At 42.8% G+C, this 19949-nt stretch carries 22 protein-coding genes; 19 read left to right on the top strand and 3 right to left on the bottom strand.

Translation table 11 applies throughout. The features are described 5' to 3' along the window. The first annotated feature begins 14 nt into the window (after positions 1 to 14). Positions 15 to 1154 (top strand): RNA-guided endonuclease InsQ/TnpB family protein, encoded by a 1140-nt coding sequence (locus FJG96_RS00755; RefSeq protein WP_139412337.1) that lies wholly within the window; start codon positions 15 to 17, stop codon positions 1152 to 1154. A gap of 534 nt (positions 1155 to 1688) precedes the next feature. Here FJG96_RS00755 and FJG96_RS00750 read toward each other — a convergent pair. The 3 genes from FJG96_RS00750 to FJG96_RS00740 all read right to left on the bottom strand — a co-directional run bounded on the left by FJG96_RS00750 (position 1689) and on the right by FJG96_RS00740 (position 3243). Next, positions 1689 to 2051: a helix-turn-helix domain-containing protein gene (locus FJG96_RS00750; protein WP_026500964.1), complete on the bottom strand. Its 363-nt coding sequence runs from the start codon at positions 2049 to 2051 to the stop codon at positions 1689 to 1691. A gap of 446 nt (positions 2052 to 2497) precedes the next feature. After that, on the bottom strand, positions 2498 to 2641 hold the full coding sequence (locus tag FJG96_RS00745) for a hypothetical protein (RefSeq protein ID WP_246046869.1): 144 nt from the start codon (positions 2639 to 2641) through the stop codon (positions 2498 to 2500). Positions 2642 to 3099: 458 nt separating this feature from the next. Continuing rightward, positions 3100 to 3243, bottom strand: coding sequence for a hypothetical protein (locus FJG96_RS00740; protein WP_246046868.1), 144 nt, complete (start codon positions 3241 to 3243; stop codon positions 3100 to 3102). 781 nt (positions 3244 to 4024) lie between these two features. Between FJG96_RS00740 and FJG96_RS00735 the strand changes: the two genes are divergently transcribed. The 18 genes from FJG96_RS00735 to FJG96_RS00665 all read left to right on the top strand — a co-directional run bounded on the left by FJG96_RS00735 (position 4025) and on the right by FJG96_RS00665 (position 19733). Then, positions 4025 to 4339, top strand: coding sequence for a hypothetical protein (locus tag FJG96_RS00735; RefSeq protein WP_139412336.1), 315 nt, complete (start codon positions 4025 to 4027; stop codon positions 4337 to 4339). Between the two features lie 54 nt (positions 4340 to 4393). Then, entirely contained in the window at positions 4394 to 4549 is a 156-nt protein-coding gene (locus FJG96_RS08755; RefSeq protein WP_246046890.1) for a hypothetical protein, read from the top strand. Positions 4550 to 4612: 63 nt separating this feature from the next. After that, positions 4613 to 4762, top strand: coding sequence for a hypothetical protein (locus tag FJG96_RS08750; protein WP_180338204.1), 150 nt, complete (start codon positions 4613 to 4615; stop codon positions 4760 to 4762). Positions 4763 to 4853: 91 nt separating this feature from the next. Then, positions 4854 to 5060 carry a hypothetical protein gene (locus FJG96_RS08745; RefSeq protein WP_180338210.1) on the top strand — a complete coding sequence of 69 codons (207 nt, stop codon included), beginning with the start codon at positions 4854 to 4856 and terminating at the stop codon, positions 5058 to 5060. 254 nt (positions 5061 to 5314) lie between these two features. Continuing rightward, positions 5315 to 5521 carry a hypothetical protein gene (locus tag FJG96_RS08740; protein ID WP_180338209.1) on the top strand — a complete coding sequence of 69 codons (207 nt, stop codon included), beginning with the start codon at positions 5315 to 5317 and terminating at the stop codon, positions 5519 to 5521. A 127-nt stretch (positions 5522 to 5648) separates the two neighbouring features. Then, on the top strand, positions 5649 to 5870 hold the full coding sequence (locus FJG96_RS08735) for a hypothetical protein (RefSeq protein WP_180338208.1): 222 nt from the start codon (positions 5649 to 5651) through the stop codon (positions 5868 to 5870). A 74-nt stretch (positions 5871 to 5944) separates the two neighbouring features. Then, positions 5945 to 7306, top strand: coding sequence for a PBSX family phage terminase large subunit (locus tag FJG96_RS00720; RefSeq protein WP_005774760.1), 1362 nt, complete (start codon positions 5945 to 5947; stop codon positions 7304 to 7306). Then, positions 7291 to 9156, top strand: coding sequence for a portal protein (locus tag FJG96_RS00715; protein ID WP_425456558.1), 1866 nt, complete (start codon positions 7291 to 7293; stop codon positions 9154 to 9156). The genes FJG96_RS00720 and FJG96_RS00715 overlap by 16 nt, the downstream gene beginning before the upstream one ends. 123 nt (positions 9157 to 9279) lie before the next feature. Then, positions 9280 to 9423, top strand: coding sequence for a hypothetical protein (locus FJG96_RS08730; RefSeq protein ID WP_180338207.1), 144 nt, complete (start codon positions 9280 to 9282; stop codon positions 9421 to 9423). An 89-nt stretch (positions 9424 to 9512) separates the two neighbouring features. After that, positions 9513 to 10286, top strand: coding sequence for a hypothetical protein (locus FJG96_RS00710; RefSeq protein WP_139412713.1), 774 nt, complete (start codon positions 9513 to 9515; stop codon positions 10284 to 10286). A 428-nt stretch (positions 10287 to 10714) separates the two neighbouring features. Next, the gene (locus FJG96_RS00705) at positions 10715 to 11833 is read left to right on the top strand and encodes a N4-gp56 family major capsid protein (protein WP_139412334.1); all 1119 of its coding nucleotides are present in this window, start codon (positions 10715 to 10717) and stop codon (positions 11831 to 11833) included. Between the two features lie 84 nt (positions 11834 to 11917). After that, positions 11918 to 12613, top strand: a complete 696-nt coding sequence (locus FJG96_RS00700) for a phage adaptor protein (protein WP_139412333.1) — start codon at positions 11918 to 11920, stop codon at positions 12611 to 12613. Between the two features lie 619 nt (positions 12614 to 13232). Continuing rightward, the gene (locus FJG96_RS00690) at positions 13233 to 14696 is read left to right on the top strand and encodes a hypothetical protein (protein ID WP_139412332.1); all 1464 of its coding nucleotides are present in this window, start codon (positions 13233 to 13235) and stop codon (positions 14694 to 14696) included. Between the two features lie 372 nt (positions 14697 to 15068). After that, positions 15069 to 15560 (top strand): hypothetical protein, encoded by a 492-nt coding sequence (locus tag FJG96_RS00685; RefSeq protein ID WP_139412712.1) that lies wholly within the window; start codon positions 15069 to 15071, stop codon positions 15558 to 15560. Next, the gene (locus FJG96_RS00680; protein ID WP_139412331.1) at positions 15557 to 16690 is read left to right on the top strand and encodes a tail fiber domain-containing protein; all 1134 of its coding nucleotides are present in this window, start codon (positions 15557 to 15559) and stop codon (positions 16688 to 16690) included. The genes FJG96_RS00685 and FJG96_RS00680 overlap by 4 nt, the downstream gene beginning before the upstream one ends. Then, positions 16687 to 17691: a phage tail protein gene (locus FJG96_RS00675; protein ID WP_139412330.1), complete on the top strand. Its 1005-nt coding sequence runs from the start codon at positions 16687 to 16689 to the stop codon at positions 17689 to 17691. The genes FJG96_RS00680 and FJG96_RS00675 overlap by 4 nt, the downstream gene beginning before the upstream one ends. A gap of 1610 nt (positions 17692 to 19301) precedes the next feature. Then, complete coding sequence (locus FJG96_RS00670; protein ID WP_139412329.1) at positions 19302 to 19502, top strand: hypothetical protein; 201 nt, start codon at positions 19302 to 19304, stop codon at positions 19500 to 19502. 33 nt (positions 19503 to 19535) lie between these two features. After that, positions 19536 to 19733 (top strand): hypothetical protein, encoded by a 198-nt coding sequence (locus FJG96_RS00665; RefSeq protein ID WP_139412328.1) that lies wholly within the window; start codon positions 19536 to 19538, stop codon positions 19731 to 19733. Positions 19734 to 19949 lie beyond the last annotated feature (216 nt).

Here is a 19949-nt window from a genome sequence, read left to right as displayed (position 1 = left end):
ATTTAACAAATTCTATGCAATTACGTAAAGCCTTTAAATTTGAGATTTTGCCCAATGGTGAACAGATTAGCAAAATTAAGAAGTTTTGTGGGTGTGCACGTGTAGTGTATAATCGAGCTTTAGCATGGCAAAATGAGCAATATAAACAGGATAATGACTTTAAATTCCGCTATACGCAAATTGCAAATCTGTTACCACAATGGAAACAAGAGCTGCATTGGCTTACAGAATGCCATTCACAAGTTTTACAGCAATCTTTAAAAGATCTTGAGAGTGCGTTTAAAAATTTCTTTCAAAAACGGGCAGATTTTCCAAAGTTTAAGAAAAAAGGCGTGAAAGAAAGCATCCGTTTTCCACAAGGTTTTAAGGTTGAGCAGGACAATAATCGTTTGTATTTACCGAAAATTGGTTGGATTCGCTATCGCAACAGTCGTGTGATTACAGGAAAAGTCAAAAATATCACGGTTAGTCAAAAATGTGGTCACTTTTTTGTGAGTATTCAAACCGAATGTGAGGTTGAGATTCCGTTCCACACCGGTGGAGAAATTGGTATTGATATGGGGGTTGTGCGTTTTGCAACACTTTCTGATGGTCATTTTTTTAAACCTCGTAATGCTTTTAAAACGCAAAAAGACAAATTAGCTCGTCTGCAAAAACAACTTAAAAATAAAGTGAAATTTAGTCAAAATTGGAGGAAAGTAAAAGCGAAAATCGCTCATTTGCATTACAAGATTGCTCATTGTCGTAAAGATTTTTTGCATCAAATTTCAAGTCAAATCAGCAAAAGCCACGCAAGGATTTACATTGAAGATTTACAAGTATGCAATATGTCTAAATCGGCAAAAGGTACAGTAGAAGAACCGGGCCGCAATGTGAAACAGAAATCAGGTTTGAATCGCTCGATTTTAGATCAATCTTGGTTTGAATTTAGAAGACAACTTGATTACAAAAGCCAATGGAAAGGTGGTATGTTAATGTCTGTGCCGCCGCATAATACAAGTCGGATTTGTCCTTGTTGTGGTCATATTTCTAAAGAAAACCGGAAAACACAGGCTACTTTTACATGTGTAGAGTGTGGCTATAGTAATAATGCCGATCTTGTTGGTGCATTGAATATATTGTCACGTGGGCAAACGCTCTCTGAAACAATATGAATATTCAGGGCAGGGCTTGCCCGTAGAGCCTATGAAGTGAACCGCATGAGTGGTCAGCAGTAGGAACCCGCTGAGAGAAGCCGGACTGTTCAAAGATCGGCGCTGGTAGGAATCCTCGTCCTTTAGGGCGGGGTGGAGGTCAACGAGCTCTTGTCTTGTATTATCCCATCATGCCGTAAAACACCGTCGTTTAGGGCGGTGATATCAGGCATGGGAAACTTTAGGCGGGGGGGTATTTAAAAATTGATTGGGTGTTTTCCTTTGCTGTTTAAGCAAAGATAGAGGATATGTAAAACGCACTGCTTCATCATTTTTTAGATGATGAGCGTTTTTCTGCTTTAAAATTTTACTATCAAACAGCGTTGTTTGAGGGGTGGTAATTTGAAGCACATGAAGTGGGAAGCCAAGGGGGATGGGCAAGATTTTGGTTATCGTTTAGTGAGAAGGGTGGAGGTCATTTTTCGTAAAAATGCAAAAGCGTAAAGGCGTGGATCTGTATGAAGTAAAGGATTGGAGCTTTGTGGGCGTTTTTATCTAATCGGAAATTAACCACCAAATTGCTTTTTGTTTTTTAGGGTGGAGTTCTCTAAAAGTTTTCACAAGGGTTTGTTCCTTTTCACTATAGATTTCTTGATCATTGTGTGAGAGATTTTCTGGAATATCTTCTTTTGAAATATCCGCATAAAAAAAGGTAATGGGAACCTTCAGTAGCTTGGCAATTTCTTGTAGCCGCCCTGCGCTTACACGATTGAAGCCTTTTTCGTATTTTTGGATTTGTTGAAAACTGACACCTAAATGGCTTCCTAATTCCTTTTGAGAAAGCCGCATTGAAATTCTTCTATGACGAATTCTTTTGCCAATAGAAATATCATTAAAATGTGAATTTTTGGTTTGCACTTCAAGCCCCCTCCGGTTGCGAGCGCCCTCGCATGAGTATTCCGGGAGGTTGAAAGCACTGAACTCAAATCAGCATTTTGCTTTTAGTGCGTAAGACACACCTGGACATAGCAAAATCTCCCGGAATCCCGGGACACCCACAACAGTGGGGTAAATTATTGAGTTTTCGGGCTTCAACTCCCTATTTGACCGTTGCGTGGACGATCAAAGCACCTTTTGAGTGATAAAGTAATTTCAAAAGATTGGCAAGAAAAATTAAAACATTGGCTATGCTGCACACGCATAAAAGAGTGGTGAAGAGAGCAGGAATATTCAGGATAAGGCGTGCTTTATGAAGTTCTATCCGTTTGAAGGGTGATGATCTGAAGTTCGTAGGGGATATTTTACTCCATAAGAAGCCCGATTGTTAATGGACCAGTGTTGACTAAAGTGGTGTGGGGTGTTGGTTAGAAGGCTTTTTCGTATTTTTGGATTTGTTGAAAACTGGCATCTAAGTGCCTTCCTAATTCCAAGCCGCATTGAAATTCTTCTATGACGAATTCTTTTGCTTGATAAGAAATATCGTTAAAATGTGAACTTTTGGTTTGCACTTCAAGCCCCCTCCGGTTGCGAGCGCCCTCGCATGGGTATTCCGGGAGGTTGAAAGTACTGAGCCTAATCAGCCTTTTGCTTTTAGTGCTATTGCACTTGGACAGAGCAAAATCTCCCGGAATCCGAGAAGCTTCACATAGTGAGCTAATTTTTTTAGAACTTAGGGCTTCAACTCCCTTATTGACCGTTGCGTAGACGATTAAAGCACCTTTTGAGTGATAAAGTGATTTCAAAAGATTGGCAAGAAAAATGAAAATATTGTCTATGCTGCACACTCATAAAAGAGTGGTGTTCTGAGGTGTGGTGAAGAGAGCAGAAATATTCAGGATAAGGCGTGCTTTATGAAGTTCTATCCGTTTGAAGGGTGATGATCTGAAGTTCGTAGGGGATATTTTGTTAGAACCAGAGGTTGTGTTGTTAATGGACCAGTGTTGACTAAAGTGGTGTGGAGTGTTGGTTAGAAGGCTTTTTCGTATTTTTGCATTTGTTGAAAACTGGCATCTAAGTGCCTTCCTAATTCCAAGCCGCATTGAAATTCTTCTATGACGAATTCTTTTGCTTGATAAGAAATATCGTTAAAATGTGAACTTTTGGTTTGCACTTCAAGTCCCCGTCGGTCGCGAGCGCCCTCGCATGAGTATTCCGGGAGGTTGAAGGTACTGAGCCTAATCAGCCTTTTGCTTTTAGTGCTAGAGAGCACTTGGACAGAGCAAAAGCTCCCGGAATCCGAGAAGCCTCACATAGTAAGCTAATTTTTTAGAACTTAGGGCTTTGCTATCCCTCATTGACCGTTGTGTGGGGTGTGTGGACGATTAAAGCATCTTTTGAGTGATAAAGTGATTTCAAAAGATTGGCAAGAAAAATGAAAATATTGTCTATGCTGCACAGTCGTAAAAGAGTGGTGAAGAGAGCAGGAATATTTAGGATAAGGCGTGCTTTATGAAGTTCTATCCGTTTGAAGGGTGATGATCTGAAGTCCGTAGGGGATATTTTGCTAGAACCAGAGGTTGTGTTGTTAATGGACCAGTGTTGACTAAGGTGGTGTGGGGTGTTGGTTTGGAGAATTTTTCTGTAAAGATTTAAAAGCGTAAAGGCGTGGATCTGTAAAAAAGGAAGAGAAAACTCAAGGAGCTGGAGAATTTACACGTTGTGTGAGCTTTTAGGGCGTGTTGCCCTTTTGTGAGGGCATGGAATGGGATGAGAGGTTTAGGGGTGAGGGTTTCAGCATTATGGCAGCTTTTGGCTTTTTGCTTGGGGCTTTTGGCTTGTGGGGGTGGTTTTCCTTTTTTCATTGTGGAGTGCTTTTAAAGGTTCGTTGCTGATTTTCATGGCATTGTTTCATGGCATGGAATGGGTTTTTCTTGATTGAAAGGAACATGATGATGGCTGAGAAAAATTGTCTTCCCTTACGTCGAAGAGGACGCAAAAAAGGGACTTTGAATAAAATAACAAAGCGGTTTAATGAAGCCTTACTTACAGCCGCTGAGCAGGCTGGATCTCAGTATGGAGAAGATGGGCTCGTGTCTTATCTGCAATATCATGCCCTGAATAATCCTGTGCCTTTTTTCTCACTGCTGGCAAAAGTTTTGCCTCTGCAGGTGACCGGAGAAGGAAATGTCAAAACAATTTCGCGGATTGAGATTGTTCCCGTGAAGTCAAAAGAGACCCAATCCGAAAAGCGTGATCTTGAAGCGTGACCTTAAGGAAATGCAAGCGTGTGATGTCGGAAAATATGAGGCGGATCAGAGAAGATGCCGTCTTGGAAGGGGGCGCTTTTTTCGCTGTTAGCAAAAGTTTTGCCTCTGCAGGTGACCGGAGAAGGAAATGTCAAAACAATTTCGCGGGTTGAGATTGTTCCCGTGAAGTCAAAAGAGCCCCAATCGGAAAAGCGTTATCTTGAAGCGTGACCTTAAGGAAATGCAAGCGTGTGATATCGGAAAATATGAGGCAGGTGAGAGAAGTTTTCTGTCTTGGAAGGGTGCGCTTTTTTCTCACTGCTGGCAAAAGTTTTGCCTCTGCAGGTGACCGGAGAAGGAAATGTCAAAACAATTTCGCGGGTTGAGATTGTTCCCGTGAAGTCAAAAGAGCCCCAATCGGAAAAGCGTGATCTTGAAGCGTGACCTTAAGGAAATGCAAGCGTGTGATGTCGGAAAATTATGAGGCGGATCAGAGAAGGTGCCGTCTTGGAAGGGCGCGCTGTTTTGAGAGACGATGGGGCAAGGGCGTTTAGAGGTTATCAGGCTGGTGGGTGCTTGTGATACTGGAAGGTGTTCAGTGGAGAGCGATGAGGCGTCAAGGGTATGTGCTGGAGGGGCTTTGGTGGATGATGCCATAGGTGTCGTGGGGAACAGAGGCTTTGGATGTTTGGGTATCTTGGGGTGGTTAGGGAGCAGTGTTTTGATGGATGAAGGAGTGTGATGCTTTCGATCTTAGGCTGGGCGGCTGGTCGTGCTTTAGGGCTATTTTGAGGGATCGATCACGTGTTAAGGCTTGGGGGTGGGGGCGTGGCATGTTCGCGGATTGAGATTGTTCCCGTGAAGTCAAAAGAGCCCCAATCGGAAAAGCGTGATCTTGAAGCGTGACCTTAAGGAAATGCAAGCGTGTGATGTCGGAAAATATGAGGCGGATCAGAGAAGGTGCCGTCTTGGAAGGGCGCGCTGTTTTGAGAGACGATGGGGCAAGGGCGTTTAGAGGTTATCAGGCTGGTGGGTGCTTGTGATACTGGAAGGTGTTCAGTGGAGAGCGATGAGGCGTCAAGGGTGTGTGCTGGAGGGGCTTTGGTGGATGATGCCATAGGTGTCGTGGGGCACAGAGGCTTTGGATGTTTGGGTATCTTGGGGTGGTTAGGGAGCAGTGTTTTGATGGATGAGGGAGTGTGACGCTTTCGATCTTATGTTGGGTGGCTGGTTGTGCTTTAGGGCTATTTTGAGGGATTGATCACGTCTTAAGGCTTGGGGATGTGGGGGCGTGGCATGATGTTGAGCTTTTAGGGACTTTTGTGAAGGATTGGTGAAATTCGGGGGGAAAATACTGCGCTTTTGTGGGGGACAGGGGTGCGGTGTTTTAAGGGGCGGGGCTTTTCGCGCGCTTCGAGGGAGTGGGGGTGTTGGGGCGTCAAAAGGGGCGCATGCAAAAAAGGAGTGTGCCCAAAAAGCCGGACGTATCGCGTATCAGGATGAACAGAGCGCTTTTGACATAAGCGTTTTTCCTTCAATGGTTCTGGAATAATGAAACTTGGCATCATCAAATTGGCATCATCAAAAATGTGGAGCGCAATTGTTGCTAAAGTATAAAAATTTATCATGACAACGGTTCAGAAAATTTCTCAAAAAATAGGGCAGAAAACGGCGCAAGTGGCTCTTATTCCAAAGCTTATTCCTGTCTTTACTGGAAAAGCAGATGTCCGAGCTGCTTGGGGCGGACGGGGCTCTGGAAAAACACGCTCTTTTGCTTTGATGACAGCGGTGGTGGGATATCGCCATGGAATGGCAGGAGAACGCGGGATTATCCTTTGTGCGCGCCAGTTTCAAAATTCTCTCAATGAGAGCTCTTTAGAAGAAATTAAACGCGCAATTGAAGCTTACCCTTTTCTGCAAGATTATTATGAAATCGGCGATAAATATATTAAATCAAAAGATGGACGCATTTCTTATGTGTTTGCGGGGCTTGATCGAAATATCGCCAGTATTAAGTCTATGGGGCGGGTGTTCCTTTGCTGGGTTGATGAGGCAGAGCCGGTCACTGAAACCGCTTGGCAAACCCTTATCCCAACTTTGCGCGAAGAGGGAGACGATTGGAATGCAGAATTATGGGTCACTTGGAACCCATATCATGAAAATGCACCGGTAGAAAAACGTTTTCGAAATGTCGATAATCCCAATATCAAAGGCGCACAAATTAATTGGCGCGATAATCCGCAATTTCCCGAAAAGCTTAATCGAGATCGATTGGATGATTTGCAGCAAAGACCAGAGCAATATAACCATATTTGGGAAGGTGAATATCTCCAAGCTGTGCAAGGGGCTTATTATCAAAGGTGTCTTTTGGAAGCCGAAATGGAAGGGCGGATTACTACCGTTCCACGGGATCCTTTGATGCAGGTGAAAATCTTTTGGGATATCGGGGGAACCGGTGCAAAAGCCGATGCAACTGCCTTGTGGGTCGCGCAATTTGTCGGACGCGAAATTCGTGTGCTCGATTATTATGAAGCTCAAGGTCAACCGCTCTCTGAACATGTGGGGTGGGTTTTTCAAAGGGGATATGAAAAGGCGTTGATGGTCTTGCCCCATGATGGCGCAACAAAAGATCGTGTTTATAATGTCAGTTTTGAAAGCGCCCTCCAACAAGCTGGTTTTCAAACCAAAATCATTCCTAATCAGGGAGCAGGCGCGGTGAAAATGCGTATCGAAGCCGTCAGGCGTTTGTTTCCTGCTCTATGGTTTAATCGTGACACAACAGCTGAGGGGAGAAAAGCGCTCGCTTGGTATCATGAAAAGCGCGATGAACAGCGCAATATTGGTCTTGGCGCTGAACATGATTGGGCAAGCCATGGCGCTGATGCCTTTGGACTGATGTGTGTGGCTTATGAACAGCCCCATGCCAGACCACGAAAAAAAACTTATCGCTCTTCTCTCCATTCTCAAACTTCATGGATGGCTTTTTAATGAATATGTCTACAGATTCTTCTTTTTCTTCTTTCGATCAAATCGAAACACTTGAACAGCAAGCGCTTTTTAAAAAACTCGTGCGGTGGTATCAAGATGATATCGCGCATGTCGAAAAATGGCGAAAAAATGCCCAAGAAGACTACGATTTTTATAATGGGCGGCAGTGGAATGAACAAGACTTGGCTGTTTTGAACGAACAAAATAGACCAGTGATGACTTTTAACCGTATTGCCCCGCTGATTAATGCTGTCATTGGGGCAGAGCGCAATAATAAACGACAAGTGCAATTTATTCCACGACAAGAAGGTGCTGCCTTTGCTAACCAGATCTTGACAGGGGCGGCCGAATGGTTTCGCGATGAAGCTGATGGGGAATATGAAGATTCCGATGCTTTTCAAGATGCCATTATTTGCGGTATGGGGTGGACAGATACCCGCCTTGATTATGAAGAAGATCCACAAGGAAAACCCGTCATTTCGCGGCTTGACCCTATGAAAATGGTCTGGGATGCCAGTGCTGTTAAGCCTAATCTTATTGATGCACAACGCTTATGGTATATTGATGAAAAACCTCTGGCGGTGGCGCAAGAAATGTTTCCTCATGTGCATTGGAGTGATCTTCATGCCGATTGGGTGAAACATCAAGGGTTTTTACACTCAACCAGCAATGGGATAACGAAAAGCTATCAGGGAGAAGAAGCCTATCTGGAAGAGGGGGTAGAGGCTGGCGGTTCTCAACGACCTAAAATGGTGACATTGGTTGAATGTCGCTGGTTTGAGCGTGAGGTGGTCTATAAAGTACTCGAGCCACAAAGTGGACAGTTTATCGATTATTTAGAGCAGGATTTCCAAAATTTAAAGCAAGAATTTCCGGATCTTCAAGCAACAAGGTTGACCAGAAAAATTGTCAAACGGGCATTTTTGGGGAGAAAATTGCTCGAAGCACCGGATAGACCTTTGGTTCCAGCAGGTCAATTGGGGTGGGAGTGTATTACCGGTACTTTTGATAAATTAAGCCGGCACTTTTACGGTCTTGTGCGCCCTACAAAAGATCCGCAACGCTGGGCAAATAAATATTTTAGTCAAGTGATGCATTTGCTCAATAGCCAATCAAAAGGCGGCATTATGGCTGAACGGGATGCTTTTGATGATGATCGACAAGCTCTCGAGAGCTGGGCTAGAGCCGATAGTATTACTTGGTTGAAAAGTGGGGCTGTCTCTGGGGGCAGAATCCAGCCTAAACCGGTGGCGCAATTCCCCCAAGGTTTTTTCCAATTGTTTAATGAAGCAAAGAGCGCTCTCGAACAGGTGACGGGCTTGTCTTCTGAATTTATTGGAACAAGGGCGGTTAATCAGCCGGGTATTCTGGAACAACAACGCCGACAATCCTCCCTTAATCTTTTGGCTTCCTTTTTTGATGCTTTGCGTCGATATCGGCAACGACAGGGAAAAATTATCCTCTATCTTATTCAAAATTATCTCTCCGATGGGCGGTTGGTGCGTATTGCTGGGGATGAAAATGCCCAGTATGTTCCCCTCACACGCGAAATGGTGACCAGTTTGGAATATGATATTGTCGTCGATGATGCGCCAACAAGTCTTAATGAAAAAGAGCGGACTTTTGCTCTCATCATGCAATTGCTGCCTTTGATGCAAAATTTTGCAACACCAGAGATTATGCTCGATCTCTTACGCTATTCGCCTTTACCAGCCTCACTGATTCATAAAATTGCCATAAAGGCGCAAAATGCTCTGCAAGAAGAGCAAAATGCTTCTGCGCAAATGGGGCGTAATGTCGGAGCAGAGCAGATCATGCAGATGTTGCAAAGCGCAAATGCACAACAATAGGACACTTTATAATGCGCAATGTTGGAATACATTTGATCAAGTAAAGGGTCTCCATAAACTTTCATCTTTAGTGTTGCTGATACCGCGCAATGGCGCCTCTCTTTATCTTTGGGAAGCGTTGTTTTGTGGGATAAGGCGGGTTGGGGAAAACGTTTGATAGAGCCTCGTTGTTCATGGTGGGCAGCAGGGTGGGAGGTATCTGGCCGTCTTGGGTTGAGGGGACAAGATGTCGATAGGCTGGAGCCTAAGTGCTTAGAGAGCCTTTAGGGGTCAAGGTTCGCGGGAAGCGTGGCTCGCAGGCTGTTTTATCGGAAAAATTTCATTGTATTGTTTTTAAAAAAGAAAAGGCTAATGTCATGGATCAAGAACACTTAACGCCGGCAGAACAAAACCATTTGAAACAAGATTTTCTTGCCTCAACACAAGTGGGAGAAGAGGGTGAAAGTGGAAGAGAAGAAAAAACTTTGGAAGAAAATTTTCAAGGACAAGCACTTCAACAACAGCCTTCTTCTCAAGAAGGCGGAAAAGAGGTGCGGGGGGAAGAAAATACACCACCCGATCCGCAAAAGGACTTTATGGGCTATATGCAATGGTTGGGAAAAACACTGCAAAAACAAGGGCTGTTACAGGAAAAACAACAACCTTCCTCTGTTTCCGAAGCAGAACAGCTGCAGGCGTTTTATCAGCAGTCTGTGGCAAGTGTTAAACAAAAGCACCATGATTTTGATCAAGCCGCCGATTTTATTTATGAAACACGCGCGAAACAGTTGGCAGCTTTTGCTTCGCTCTATCCTGAGCTGGCCGATCCCCAAAATATTGATGCAAGGATTGGTGATGAATTGAAGCAGATCTTGCGCGATTGTGCGCAAAAAAATCAAAATCCAGCTGAAGTGATTTACACGATTGCACAAAAATTTGGCTATACCAATGTTCTGGGTAACATGGGGGAAAATTTGCAGGAAAGACACAATTCTGCACGGACTCTTGCTGCTTATAACGGCTTGACACCCAGTGAGCCGATTTCTTTGGATATGCTGGATAAAATGTCAGAAGCAGAATTTAGCACTTGGGTTGCTGATCCTAAAAATAAAGCTGCTTTTAATCGTTTAATGGGGGGAAGAGAATTTTAATCACAAGAATAGTGTTTATGCGAAAATGTGAGGAAGCTTTTGGTGCAGCAGGGATGAGGGAGAAGTTCTTTTGTGGTCCCCATGAGAGGGTTTCTGGTGCGTGAAATGCGGGGGGGATTTTTAGCTGGACACGTGCGTGGGGGTTGTGAGGCTGGAAATGCGGGGGCTATTTTTTTTCTGAATACGTGAGAGGCTTTTTCGCGCATGAAATGCGGCGGGATACGCGTGGGCTTGAGGCTCCCGCGTGGGAGGGACGTTCTCAAAGTAGGGATGCGGGTGAGAAGTGCTCTTATCAGGGGGAGGCGAGAGGCTAACAGAAACAAAACACACAAGAACAACTTAAGCCACCATTTGAAATGAAATGTGGTGTTTTGAGCGCTCGGCGTTTTGCCGGGTTTTTTTATGTCAATAAACTTTTAGAGGACAAAATGACTGTAACTTATATCGGACTCAATGACCCAATGGCAGTGCGCACATGGTCTAAACTCTTAAATCAAGAAGTCTCAAAAGCAATCCCAATTGCACCGTTAATTGGAAATGATTCAAACAGTATCGTACAGTTAAAGGATGAAACCACAAAAGCAAGTGGCGATGCCATTAGCTTTAATTTGCGTGTGCAGTTGCTCGGTGATGGGGTTAGTGAAGGGCAAACATTGGAAGGCAATGAAGAAGCTCTACAGTTTCTCAATGATCGCTTGGCGATTAATGAACTCGTTCATGCGGTGCGGGTCAAAAATGAAGGCACCATTGATCAGCAACGTATTCTCCACGATTTGCGCACAGAAGCAAAAAATGGTTTGGTCGATTGGTATGCGGATCGTCTGAGTATGATGTTCTTCATTCAAGTGTGCGGATATACCGCAAAATCCATTAACTTTGAAGGACGATCTATTACACTTAAACCCGTTCATTATGGTTTTAATACTCCAACGGCGCCAACCAATAAACGCGTGGTGCGTCCGAATGATAAAACAAAAGATGAAGATTTAAAAGAAAACGATGTGTTTAATCTTAAACTAATCGATAAAGCGGTTGAACGCGCTAAATTAGCCAATCCTAAAATTCGTCCCGTACGGATTGATGGGGAAAATGTCTATGTGCTTTATCTTCATCCAACTCAAGTGACGCAATTGCGAACCAATACCGATGCTGGGCAATGGCTCGACATTACCAAGGCAATCTATAGTGGAAGCCGTATTAAAAATCCACTCTATGATGGATCTTTGGGCATGTATAATGGTGTCGTTTTACGCGAAGCTGAACATGTTACCGAAGGAGTTGAGTCGGGAACAACAAATAAAGCTGTCCCTAATGTGCGTCGTGCGGTGCTGCTTGGGGCACAAAGTGCTGTGATCGCTTTTGGAAAAGATCGAGGCGCTACACGCTATAAATTGGTGGAAGAACTCTTCGACTATGAAAGAGAATTCGGGGTCGCAGCAAAAACCATTATCGGCATGAAAAAAACCTGCTTTACCTTGCCAGGAAGTACGCAAGGGGCTCAAGATTTTGGAACAATCGTCATCCCAACTTATGGGGCTCCTGCTTAAAGCAAATGCTTGCTTCTTTTCCCCCAACAAGAGGGTTCTGTTGGGGGAAAAATTTAAAATACTCCCCAAAAAAAGGACAGGCTTATGACCACTCTACCCGATGATCCTAACAATCGCGATTTTACACATTCAGATCGCTTGAAAACTTTTGCTTCTATGGTCGCGCTTATTCAAGATGAAATTGACGATACAACAGCGGAATATTCACAGCAAATTCAAGATTCAATTGTTACAGCTTTGCGTTTGTGTGAACGCGAACCCTTTTTCTTTAATGAAAGGAGAAAAAGCACGTTTAACACACAAAGTGGAAAAACATGGTATGGACGAGAAGAAGGGGTTGTTATTGAATCAGACAAAAGCTTGGCTGAGGTCTTTTTAGCAACAAAGAACGCAACACCAACAAAGTTATTCTTTAAGCCTTTGGAAGCACTCCATCAACAATATGGTATGCATCCTGAGTTGGGAACGCCATTCTTTTATACGTGCCTTGAGCAAAAAATAGGACTCTTTCCAACGCCAGAAAATGTCGAAACCGTACAGCTTTCTTATACGCCTCTTCATTTAGCCGATGAACAGCTTAAAGAGGACAATAATCCTTGGTTGATTTATGCTTTTGATCTCATTAAAGATCGGGCAAAATATGAACTTTATAAAAATATCCTTAAAGATCCTGAATATGCTGCCGTTTCTTTTAGAGATTTTCAAGAACAGCTTCAAGCTTTACGCATTGAAACATCACGCAGAAAAGGTTCTTCAAAGATTCAGCCAATGTGTTTTTAAAAAAACGTCTTTCCAATTTTTATGCTTAAGATTGCGCTTGAGGACTAGAGCAGGGCTTATGTTTAAGAGTCGCTTTGGAGCTTTAATCGGGCTTTCATGCGTGTTGGAGACTGGATTGGCGTTGAAGTCTAGATTGGCTTTGAGGGTTGAGGTTAAGCCGCTGTTGGGGGACTTGTGGACGTGTGAATATTTTTGGAAATAAAATCAACTGTAGATTGTCTTTTGAGGTTTTTTTTGTTCTCGTTTTAAGGGCTCTTGTGGTTTTAACCTCATCAACTTTGGTGTTTCTTGAAGGGGACTGATCTCTTGGCATTGGGTTCTTCAAAGATTTTATGAAGGTTTTTTTCTCAATACTGAGGAGGTGCTGGTATTGGGGTGGCTGGTGTTGAGGCGGCTGGAATTGACTGAGTGCTGGCGGGTGATTTTGCTGGACCCGCAAGTAGCGGCACTGGGTTTGCCATGATGAGGGGATCATTTTTCTCGAGGGTTTAGCAACTTATAGTTGTGTCTTTATGCAATTTTATGTCCTTAGAGCTTTATTCTAGGGGCTTTTTTTGGTTTCAATGAGCAAGCCTTGGTGTTTTGGCACTGGGTGCTTGAAACATTTTAGGGGGGCTTGATGGCTTTTTTCCCAATCGCTGATTATCGACCCGATGTGGCGGATATCAATGGAATTTTTACCGATGAACTTGTCAATGTGCTCCCAGCAGATGGCTCTTATATCCCTATGCCAAATTTTGAAGCTTTGTCAGAGCCATGTCCGGAGCCCATTTTAGGCGCTCTTGCGGTTAAAACAAAAAATGGCGTTTCTATTCTTGTCGGGACAAGAGAAAAAATCTTCTTGCTTGATAATACAACAATGAAGTGGAAAGATATTAGCCAAAAAGGAAAGGCTTATATGGCCAATATCGATGCGCCGTGGTCTTTTGCTTTGTTTGGTGATTTTATTATTGCGGTAAATGCTAATGATAAACCACAAGTGATCGATATTATTCATGATAAAACATTTAGAGATTTAGGGGGAAATCCACCACAAGCAGGGATTGTTCGCGTCTGGGGAGATTTTGTTTGTTTGATGAAATTAACCGAGCATCCAAGACGGGTGCATTGGTCGGGATTGAATGATGCAGAATTTTGGACCGTGGGGAAAAAAAGCTGCGATTATCAAGATTTTCCTGATGGCGGTTTTGTGCAAGGGGCAACGGAGACAACAAATCCCATTATCTTTATGCGCTCCGCAATCTATTCCGGTTCTTTTATTCCAGGCTCTAAAATTATTTTTAGTTTCCAAAAAATCCACGATAAAAGGGGTGCTAAAAATGCTGAATCAATTGTTTGTCGCGGTGACTTGGCTTTCTTTGCCGATGAGGGCGGTTTTTATCAAATAACAAATGACGGACAGATTATCCCTATTGGCTTTGAAAAAGTTGATCGCACCATGACCGCAAAATCAAGACAGAGTAATCTGTATACCATGTCGGCGGCGATTGATGGCGTGTATAATCGTGTTTATTGGATGGTTGATAGCGATGAAAACCTTCATAAACGGATCTTGCTCATTTATGATTGGGGGTTGCAAAAATGGACAAAAGCTCTGGTGGATATCAAAATGATCCTCCCCATTTTCTTGACCGGAACAACGCTAGAAGGTCTTGATTTTGTGGCTAAGAATATTGATGATTTGTCCTTTTCTCTTGATAGTAAAGCTTGGAAAAATGAATCACCTATTCTGGGCGCATTTGATCAAAAGGGAAGATTGGGGTCGTTTTCTGGGTCTCCTATGGGGTGTGTGGTCACTTCACAAGAAATGGGGCAGACAAATGGCATGATAACACGGGTGAAAAATATTATGCCTCAAGTCAATAGTGGAAAGTTTTATTTGTCTGTGGGAATGCGCTTTCGACAATCTCTTGAAGAGGAAACCGTTTGGTTGCCAGAAAAACAGCCTTCTCATAATACGGGTCAAATTCATTGTCGCGCAAGGGCACGATTTTATCGCTTTAAATTGCGTATCCCTGAGGGGATGAATTGGACGCATGTCACGGGATTTGATGTGGAATTGATGCCAGCCGGCATGCGATAGCATGCCTCTATAATAAAAGTTTTATGCGATAGCATGCCTCTATAATAAAAGATTCATGCGATAGGCATGCCATAACAATAAAAGAACCATGCGATAGGCATGTCTTTATGATCAAAAATGCATGCGATAGCTAAGCCTCTATTATTAAAGAAGATAGGCGATAGCTAAGCTATGATCATCAAAGGACAGAGGGGGATGTCCTTATCATTAAAGAAAAAGGTGGGGCTGATGTTTCTTTATGATCGGAAAAAGTTTGCACCATGGCTTTTGATACAAAAGTAGCTCTCTTAATCTTATGACACAAGGGATAGTGGGGGATTCCTTTTGAAAGGAGTGCGCTCAAGCAGGGAATGCGTGGAGGGTGCAAGGGGGATGTTCGGTGTGCGTAAAAAAATTAAGAAAGCTAAAATCATGATGAAAGAGCATCAAGATGCCTATTCTGCTCACCTAACACAGCACTGGTCATGGGAAAAAATAGCGCCCTATCAAGAGGGACTTAATGCGGCATTGAAAAAATATGCTCAGCGCTTTCCAGATGATGTTTGTCTGGAAAAAATTGCGGAAGAAATCGCTACAGGACAAGCTCAATTGTGGCTGGTCTTAAAAAATAAAATCCAATTTAGTGCTTTTGCAATTACCAAAGTTGAAAGTACCCATACGGGGAAAAAATGCGTCATTCTCTCAGATTTGGCTGGAGAGGGAGGGCTGAAATTGGTCAAATTGATTGATGAGGTCGAAAAATGGGCGCGAACAATCAAAGCTGAAGAAATACATATGTTTGGAAGAACTGGATGGGCGAAAAGACTCGCGCATCACGGATATTCTCGTAATCTTATTCAATATAGAAAGGTTCTGGGTCCATGAGTAGAAAAAAAACACCTCAAGTGCAAACGACTACACAAACAAATGCACCCCCCGCTTGGGCAGCGGATATTCTTAAACAAGCCAGTAGCGACGCACAGGGGCTTTATAAAAAGGGAATTGGTGGAAATGTTTATCAAGGAGAGCGCGTTGCCGGTCTTAGCGATATGACACAAAATGCGCTGGCCGGTTTACAACAAGCTGCAGGGCTTTATAACAATCCTACACTCACACAGTGGTTAAATGCACCAACCAACAGTGCAACAAATCTTGCCGGTATGGCGAAGGGAAATTGGATTGGAAATAATAGTAAATTTAATATGGCATTGCAAAATGCTCTCAATAAAACTTCTGATGCTATTAATCAATCGATGTCTGGGGCGGGGCGTTATGGCTCTGGAGCCCATACCGGCGTGCTTGCTGATGAACTAGGCGCCTTGGCTACAAATGCGGCAGCTCAGCAGTATAATCAAGATATTAACAATATGATGAATGCAAACCAGATGATTGATCGCGCGCAGCATGATCAAGTGAATGCGGCAAACGCCTATTATCAAGGGCAGAGTAATGTGCAAGGAAATGCTCTCAAAGGGGGGATGATTCAAGATCTCAATCGACAAAATATCTTAGATGCGGAGCGCCAAAAATGGTCAGAAAAAGATAATCAAGATTGGAACCGGTTGGAACGCTTGTTACAGGTCGGAACACAGGCGGCTGGAAATTACGGAACAACTTCCGGAAAATCTACAACAATCCCTTCTGTGACAAAAGATCCATTGCGTGATGCCCAGCAAGTGCTGGGATTGGTTGGAGGAATTCTAGGGCTTTGTGATGTGAGAGCAAAAGAAAATATTACCCTTGTGGGAAAGAAAAAAGGATATTCTCTTTATAGCTTTAATTATAAAGGAAATCCACAACGGTATCAGGGCGTTCTGGCACAAGAAGTATTGCGTGTGAAGCCAGAAGCTGTCTTTGTCAATGCGAAAACAAAATTACTGCATGTGGATTATGACAAAATAGGGCTGAAAATGAAGAAAATGAAGGAAACACCAGCTTCTAAAAATAAAATTCTGGCTTTCTTTTCTTCCGTTTTTGCGCGTCTTTCCTTTTTGCAAAAAGAGTGTCTCCTATGAGTTCGATTTATGATTGGTCAATCATCGCATCAGAAAATGCTTATGTCGATGAGAGTATAAACTGGGCTGAAGGGCAACCGCCAAGTTCAGTCAATGATAGTGCACGCGCGATGATGCAACGTATCAAAGAATATTTGTTGGATAATGGGGGCGTGATTGAAACACAGTTTACGGTTGATAACGAGAATGAGAGAACATCCCTTCGTTTGGCGACAAAGTCTTTTTTTGAGACCTATATCGATGGCATTGTGGTGCGCTTTAAAGCACAAGGCGTCAATAGAGGAATAACAAATGTTTCTTTAAATCAATTGCCCCCAAGACCAACCTATATGGCAACGCCAGAGGGGATTATGCCTTTAAAGGGGGGAGAAATCCAAAAGGGAGGGCTTTATGAAATCGTCTATACGCATGATATTGCTGGGAAAAATGCTGATGGCTGGTTTTTAACCAATCCGACTATAAAACCTCCTGAAATTCCGCCCTTTCCTCCTTTGCCGGAATCTTTTTCACCTGGGTTTATTGGAACTTTTGCGAGTGAAAAAATACCCTCTGGGTGGCTGTTGTGTGATGGGAAAGAATATTCGCGAAAGAGCTATGCCAACCTTTTTGCTGTTCTGGGGGAAACATGGGGAAAAGGAGATGGAAAAACAACATTTAATGTTCCCGATTTGCGGGGAATGTTTTTACGGGGGCTCGATAGTGGAAAAAACATTGATAAAGGACGCCTCTTGGGAAGTCGACAAGAGGAGTCTTTTAAAGCCCATACCCATGAAGGAAAAACAGATTCAGCAGGTAAACACCAGCATAGTTTGTCAGAGACTGAAAACAGAATTTTCGAGGCGAATTGGGGTGAACTTAAAAGGTATGCAGCTCTCACCCTCATTAAAACAATGTTGACAGATCCTGCGGGAGAGCATGAACATAAGATCTTATTGCAAAAAACAGGGGGGGATGAAACACGCCCCGTCAATATGGCGGTGGTTTATGCGATCAAAGCCTGAAAATGAAAGCTGAGAGATAAAAGAGAGAGCAAAATGGTTGCAAAATCTTTATGATGAAAAAAAGCCTTCTCGAATCTATCGTGCAGAAAGTTTTGAGGTGCTCCTGAAAAAAATGCTTCCTTAAATCCTCTTGATGATTTTACTTTTTGTTGCACCTTTATTGGAGAGAAAGGTCTTTTTGCCTTTTGTTCTTTAGAGGATCAAGACAATAATTATTAAGGTGAGGGGATCATTAAGATGAGGGGCTAAAAAAGAGAAGAAAATCCTCTTTCGTTTATAGAGTTTTCATCTAAAAAATCAAAGGTTTTATCCACTTTCTCTTTCTTGTATGCCTTTCTCTTGTTGGTTCGTGATACATCCATTTAGAGTATTGGATTTAGCGTTTTTGAAGGGCGATGACAAAAAGCGCAGAGATAATTTTTTTTATGACCTCATAAAAGATGATCATTAAAACACTATCATTTAAGGTGATGATATCTCGTCAGATCGCTTGATCTATTCAGTATTGAAAATATGAGTAAATCTTCAAAGCGGGATTTGTTTGTAGAGCTTAGAACTCATAGAGCTTTATGGTAAGTGAATCATATAAGTGGTTAGCAGATAAAATCCTTTTAGAGTCGTTGGATTGTTAACAAACCCGATGTGGGGTAAAAAATCTTCGTCCTTTGAGATGTTGGGAGGTGATCAACGAATATGGTTTATTAAGGCGGAGGCAGGTGAAATGGAGCGGCTTCCTTGGCAGTGTATGAAAAAAGCGCTCTTTGCTTTCAAGATGGGTGACCTGTTTGTCAGAGCAAGTTTGTGATTTATTGTAACACTTGCTGAGAAATTGAACGGTCCTCTGAAAGAGGCCATTTTGTATTTGTCAGGCAATTTCTTGAAACAGGATGAGCATGCAACGAGAAAATCTGTCAGATAATTGTTTATCCCGTTGTGCCATAAAATACCTTGTTTGAGAGGTGGTTAAAATTGAAGTGTTTTTTATGTGCGGGGTGAATATTGAGGGTTTGCTTGTAGAGTTTTCTTGCCTCCCTTTGGGCTGTGGCGATAGAAAGTATTTAAAGGGGAAATGCAAGTGGAATCTCACTAGACCAAAAAGCCGGATTGTTTTCAGATTTTTGTTTATCGATGGGTATTGTTTAAAGAGCGGTTGAGGTTTGCTTTGTCCTGTTGGAAGAAGTCAACAAAGTATGCCATGTCGTTATGCATTTTTTGGGGGAGGGGGAAAATCACTATGTTAGGTGGAAAACAGAAATAATTTAAAAAAAATGTCTTGTAAAAATTTTCGATAAAGGAATTTTTTTCAAAAGCTTTTAATGGTGTTGCACACGGTTGCACACGGTTGCACACGGTTGCACACGGTTGCACACGGTTGCACACGGTTGCACACGGTTGCACACGGTTGCACACGGTTGCACACGGTTGCACACGGTTGCACACGGTTGCACACGGTTGCACACGGTTGCACACGGTTGCACACGGTTGCACACGGTTGCACACGGTTGCACACGGTTGCACACGGTTGCACACGGTTGCACGAAAAATAAAAGAGTCGGACAAAGAAAAAGAGACTCAAAGGCTCCATGGAGCTGTTCAAAAAGGGGGATATAATGGCACTTTTTCCATTTTCTATTGCGGATATTGATGATCCTGAATGTATTCGTGTGGTGCTTTATGCCAGCGGGAGAATGGGCCATGCTCCTTTGAACGCATTGTTGAAAAAAGCATATGAAGATATGACAAAAATTTCAGAGCGTATGGATGCTTTAGAAGACAGGATAGATATACTTGATCTTATCGGTGTCAAATAGAAATGAAATGTGAAAGAAAATGATCAAAGCATTATGAACAGGATTGTAGGCGGTGGAATAACCTTACCAGAGACTAAAATAAATGCAGCAGAAATTAAATTAGAACCATCTGGTGATAAAAGCCGTTTTGTTTCTCAATTGACAATACCGAAGACGTCAAAAGATTACAGCTCTTTTGTTTCAGAAATTACAACACATAAGCCGCGAGAAATACACAGGCGTATTGATTAAAACATCCCTATTGGGTTCTAGAAGGACTTCTTCTGAAGCTTATAGGGTATTCCTTCTTTTTTGCAAAAAGCAAAAATAGAAAAGAGTGATGATAATGATATGCCTGCGTTGAAGGTATCGATAAAGAAAAACCTTGGTTCTATTTTCGCTGCGACATGGAATTTCTACGCGTTTGAAATATTTTTTTAAATGTCAAAATTGATAGAGTGTGCTTCT

The organism is Bartonella mastomydis, from assembly GCF_900185775.1.
In the GTDB taxonomy this organism is placed as follows: domain Bacteria; phylum Pseudomonadota; class Alphaproteobacteria; order Rhizobiales; family Rhizobiaceae; genus Bartonella; species Bartonella elizabethae.
Note: the sequence above shows the minus strand (reverse complement) of the source record. Positions and strands in the feature narration are given on the sequence as shown.

Bases quoted from the DNA above. Each gene is read 5' to 3' on its own strand.
- FJG96_RS00755 (WP_139412337.1), top strand. From the start codon at position 15: ATGCAATTACGTAAAGCCTTTAAATTTGAGATTTTGCCCAATGGTGAA.
- FJG96_RS00735 (WP_139412336.1), top strand. From the start codon at position 4,025: ATGGCTGAGAAAAATTGTCTTCCCTTACGTCGAAGAGGACGCAAAAAA.
- FJG96_RS08755 (WP_246046890.1), top strand. From the start codon at position 4,394: ATGCCGTCTTGGAAGGGGGCGCTTTTTTCGCTGTTAGCAAAAGTTTTG.
- FJG96_RS08745 (WP_180338210.1), top strand. From the start codon at position 4,854: ATGGGGCAAGGGCGTTTAGAGGTTATCAGGCTGGTGGGTGCTTGTGAT.
- FJG96_RS08740 (WP_180338209.1), top strand. From the start codon at position 5,315: ATGGGGCAAGGGCGTTTAGAGGTTATCAGGCTGGTGGGTGCTTGTGAT.
- FJG96_RS00720 (WP_005774760.1), top strand. From the start codon at position 5,945: ATGACAACGGTTCAGAAAATTTCTCAAAAAATAGGGCAGAAAACGGCG.
- FJG96_RS00715 (WP_425456558.1), top strand. From the start codon at position 7,291: ATGGATGGCTTTTTAATGAATATGTCTACAGATTCTTCTTTTTCTTCT.
- FJG96_RS00710 (WP_139412713.1), top strand. From the start codon at position 9,513: ATGGATCAAGAACACTTAACGCCGGCAGAACAAAACCATTTGAAACAA.
- FJG96_RS00705 (WP_139412334.1), top strand. From the start codon at position 10,715: ATGACTGTAACTTATATCGGACTCAATGACCCAATGGCAGTGCGCACA.
- FJG96_RS00700 (WP_139412333.1), top strand. From the start codon at position 11,918: ATGACCACTCTACCCGATGATCCTAACAATCGCGATTTTACACATTCA.
- FJG96_RS00690 (WP_139412332.1), top strand. From the start codon at position 13,233: ATGGCTTTTTTCCCAATCGCTGATTATCGACCCGATGTGGCGGATATC.
- FJG96_RS00685 (WP_139412712.1), top strand. From the start codon at position 15,069: ATGTTCGGTGTGCGTAAAAAAATTAAGAAAGCTAAAATCATGATGAAA.
- FJG96_RS00680 (WP_139412331.1), top strand. From the start codon at position 15,557: ATGAGTAGAAAAAAAACACCTCAAGTGCAAACGACTACACAAACAAAT.
- FJG96_RS00675 (WP_139412330.1), top strand. From the start codon at position 16,687: ATGAGTTCGATTTATGATTGGTCAATCATCGCATCAGAAAATGCTTAT.
- FJG96_RS00670 (WP_139412329.1), top strand. From the start codon at position 19,302: ATGGCACTTTTTCCATTTTCTATTGCGGATATTGATGATCCTGAATGT.
- FJG96_RS00665 (WP_139412328.1), top strand. From the start codon at position 19,536: ATGAACAGGATTGTAGGCGGTGGAATAACCTTACCAGAGACTAAAATA.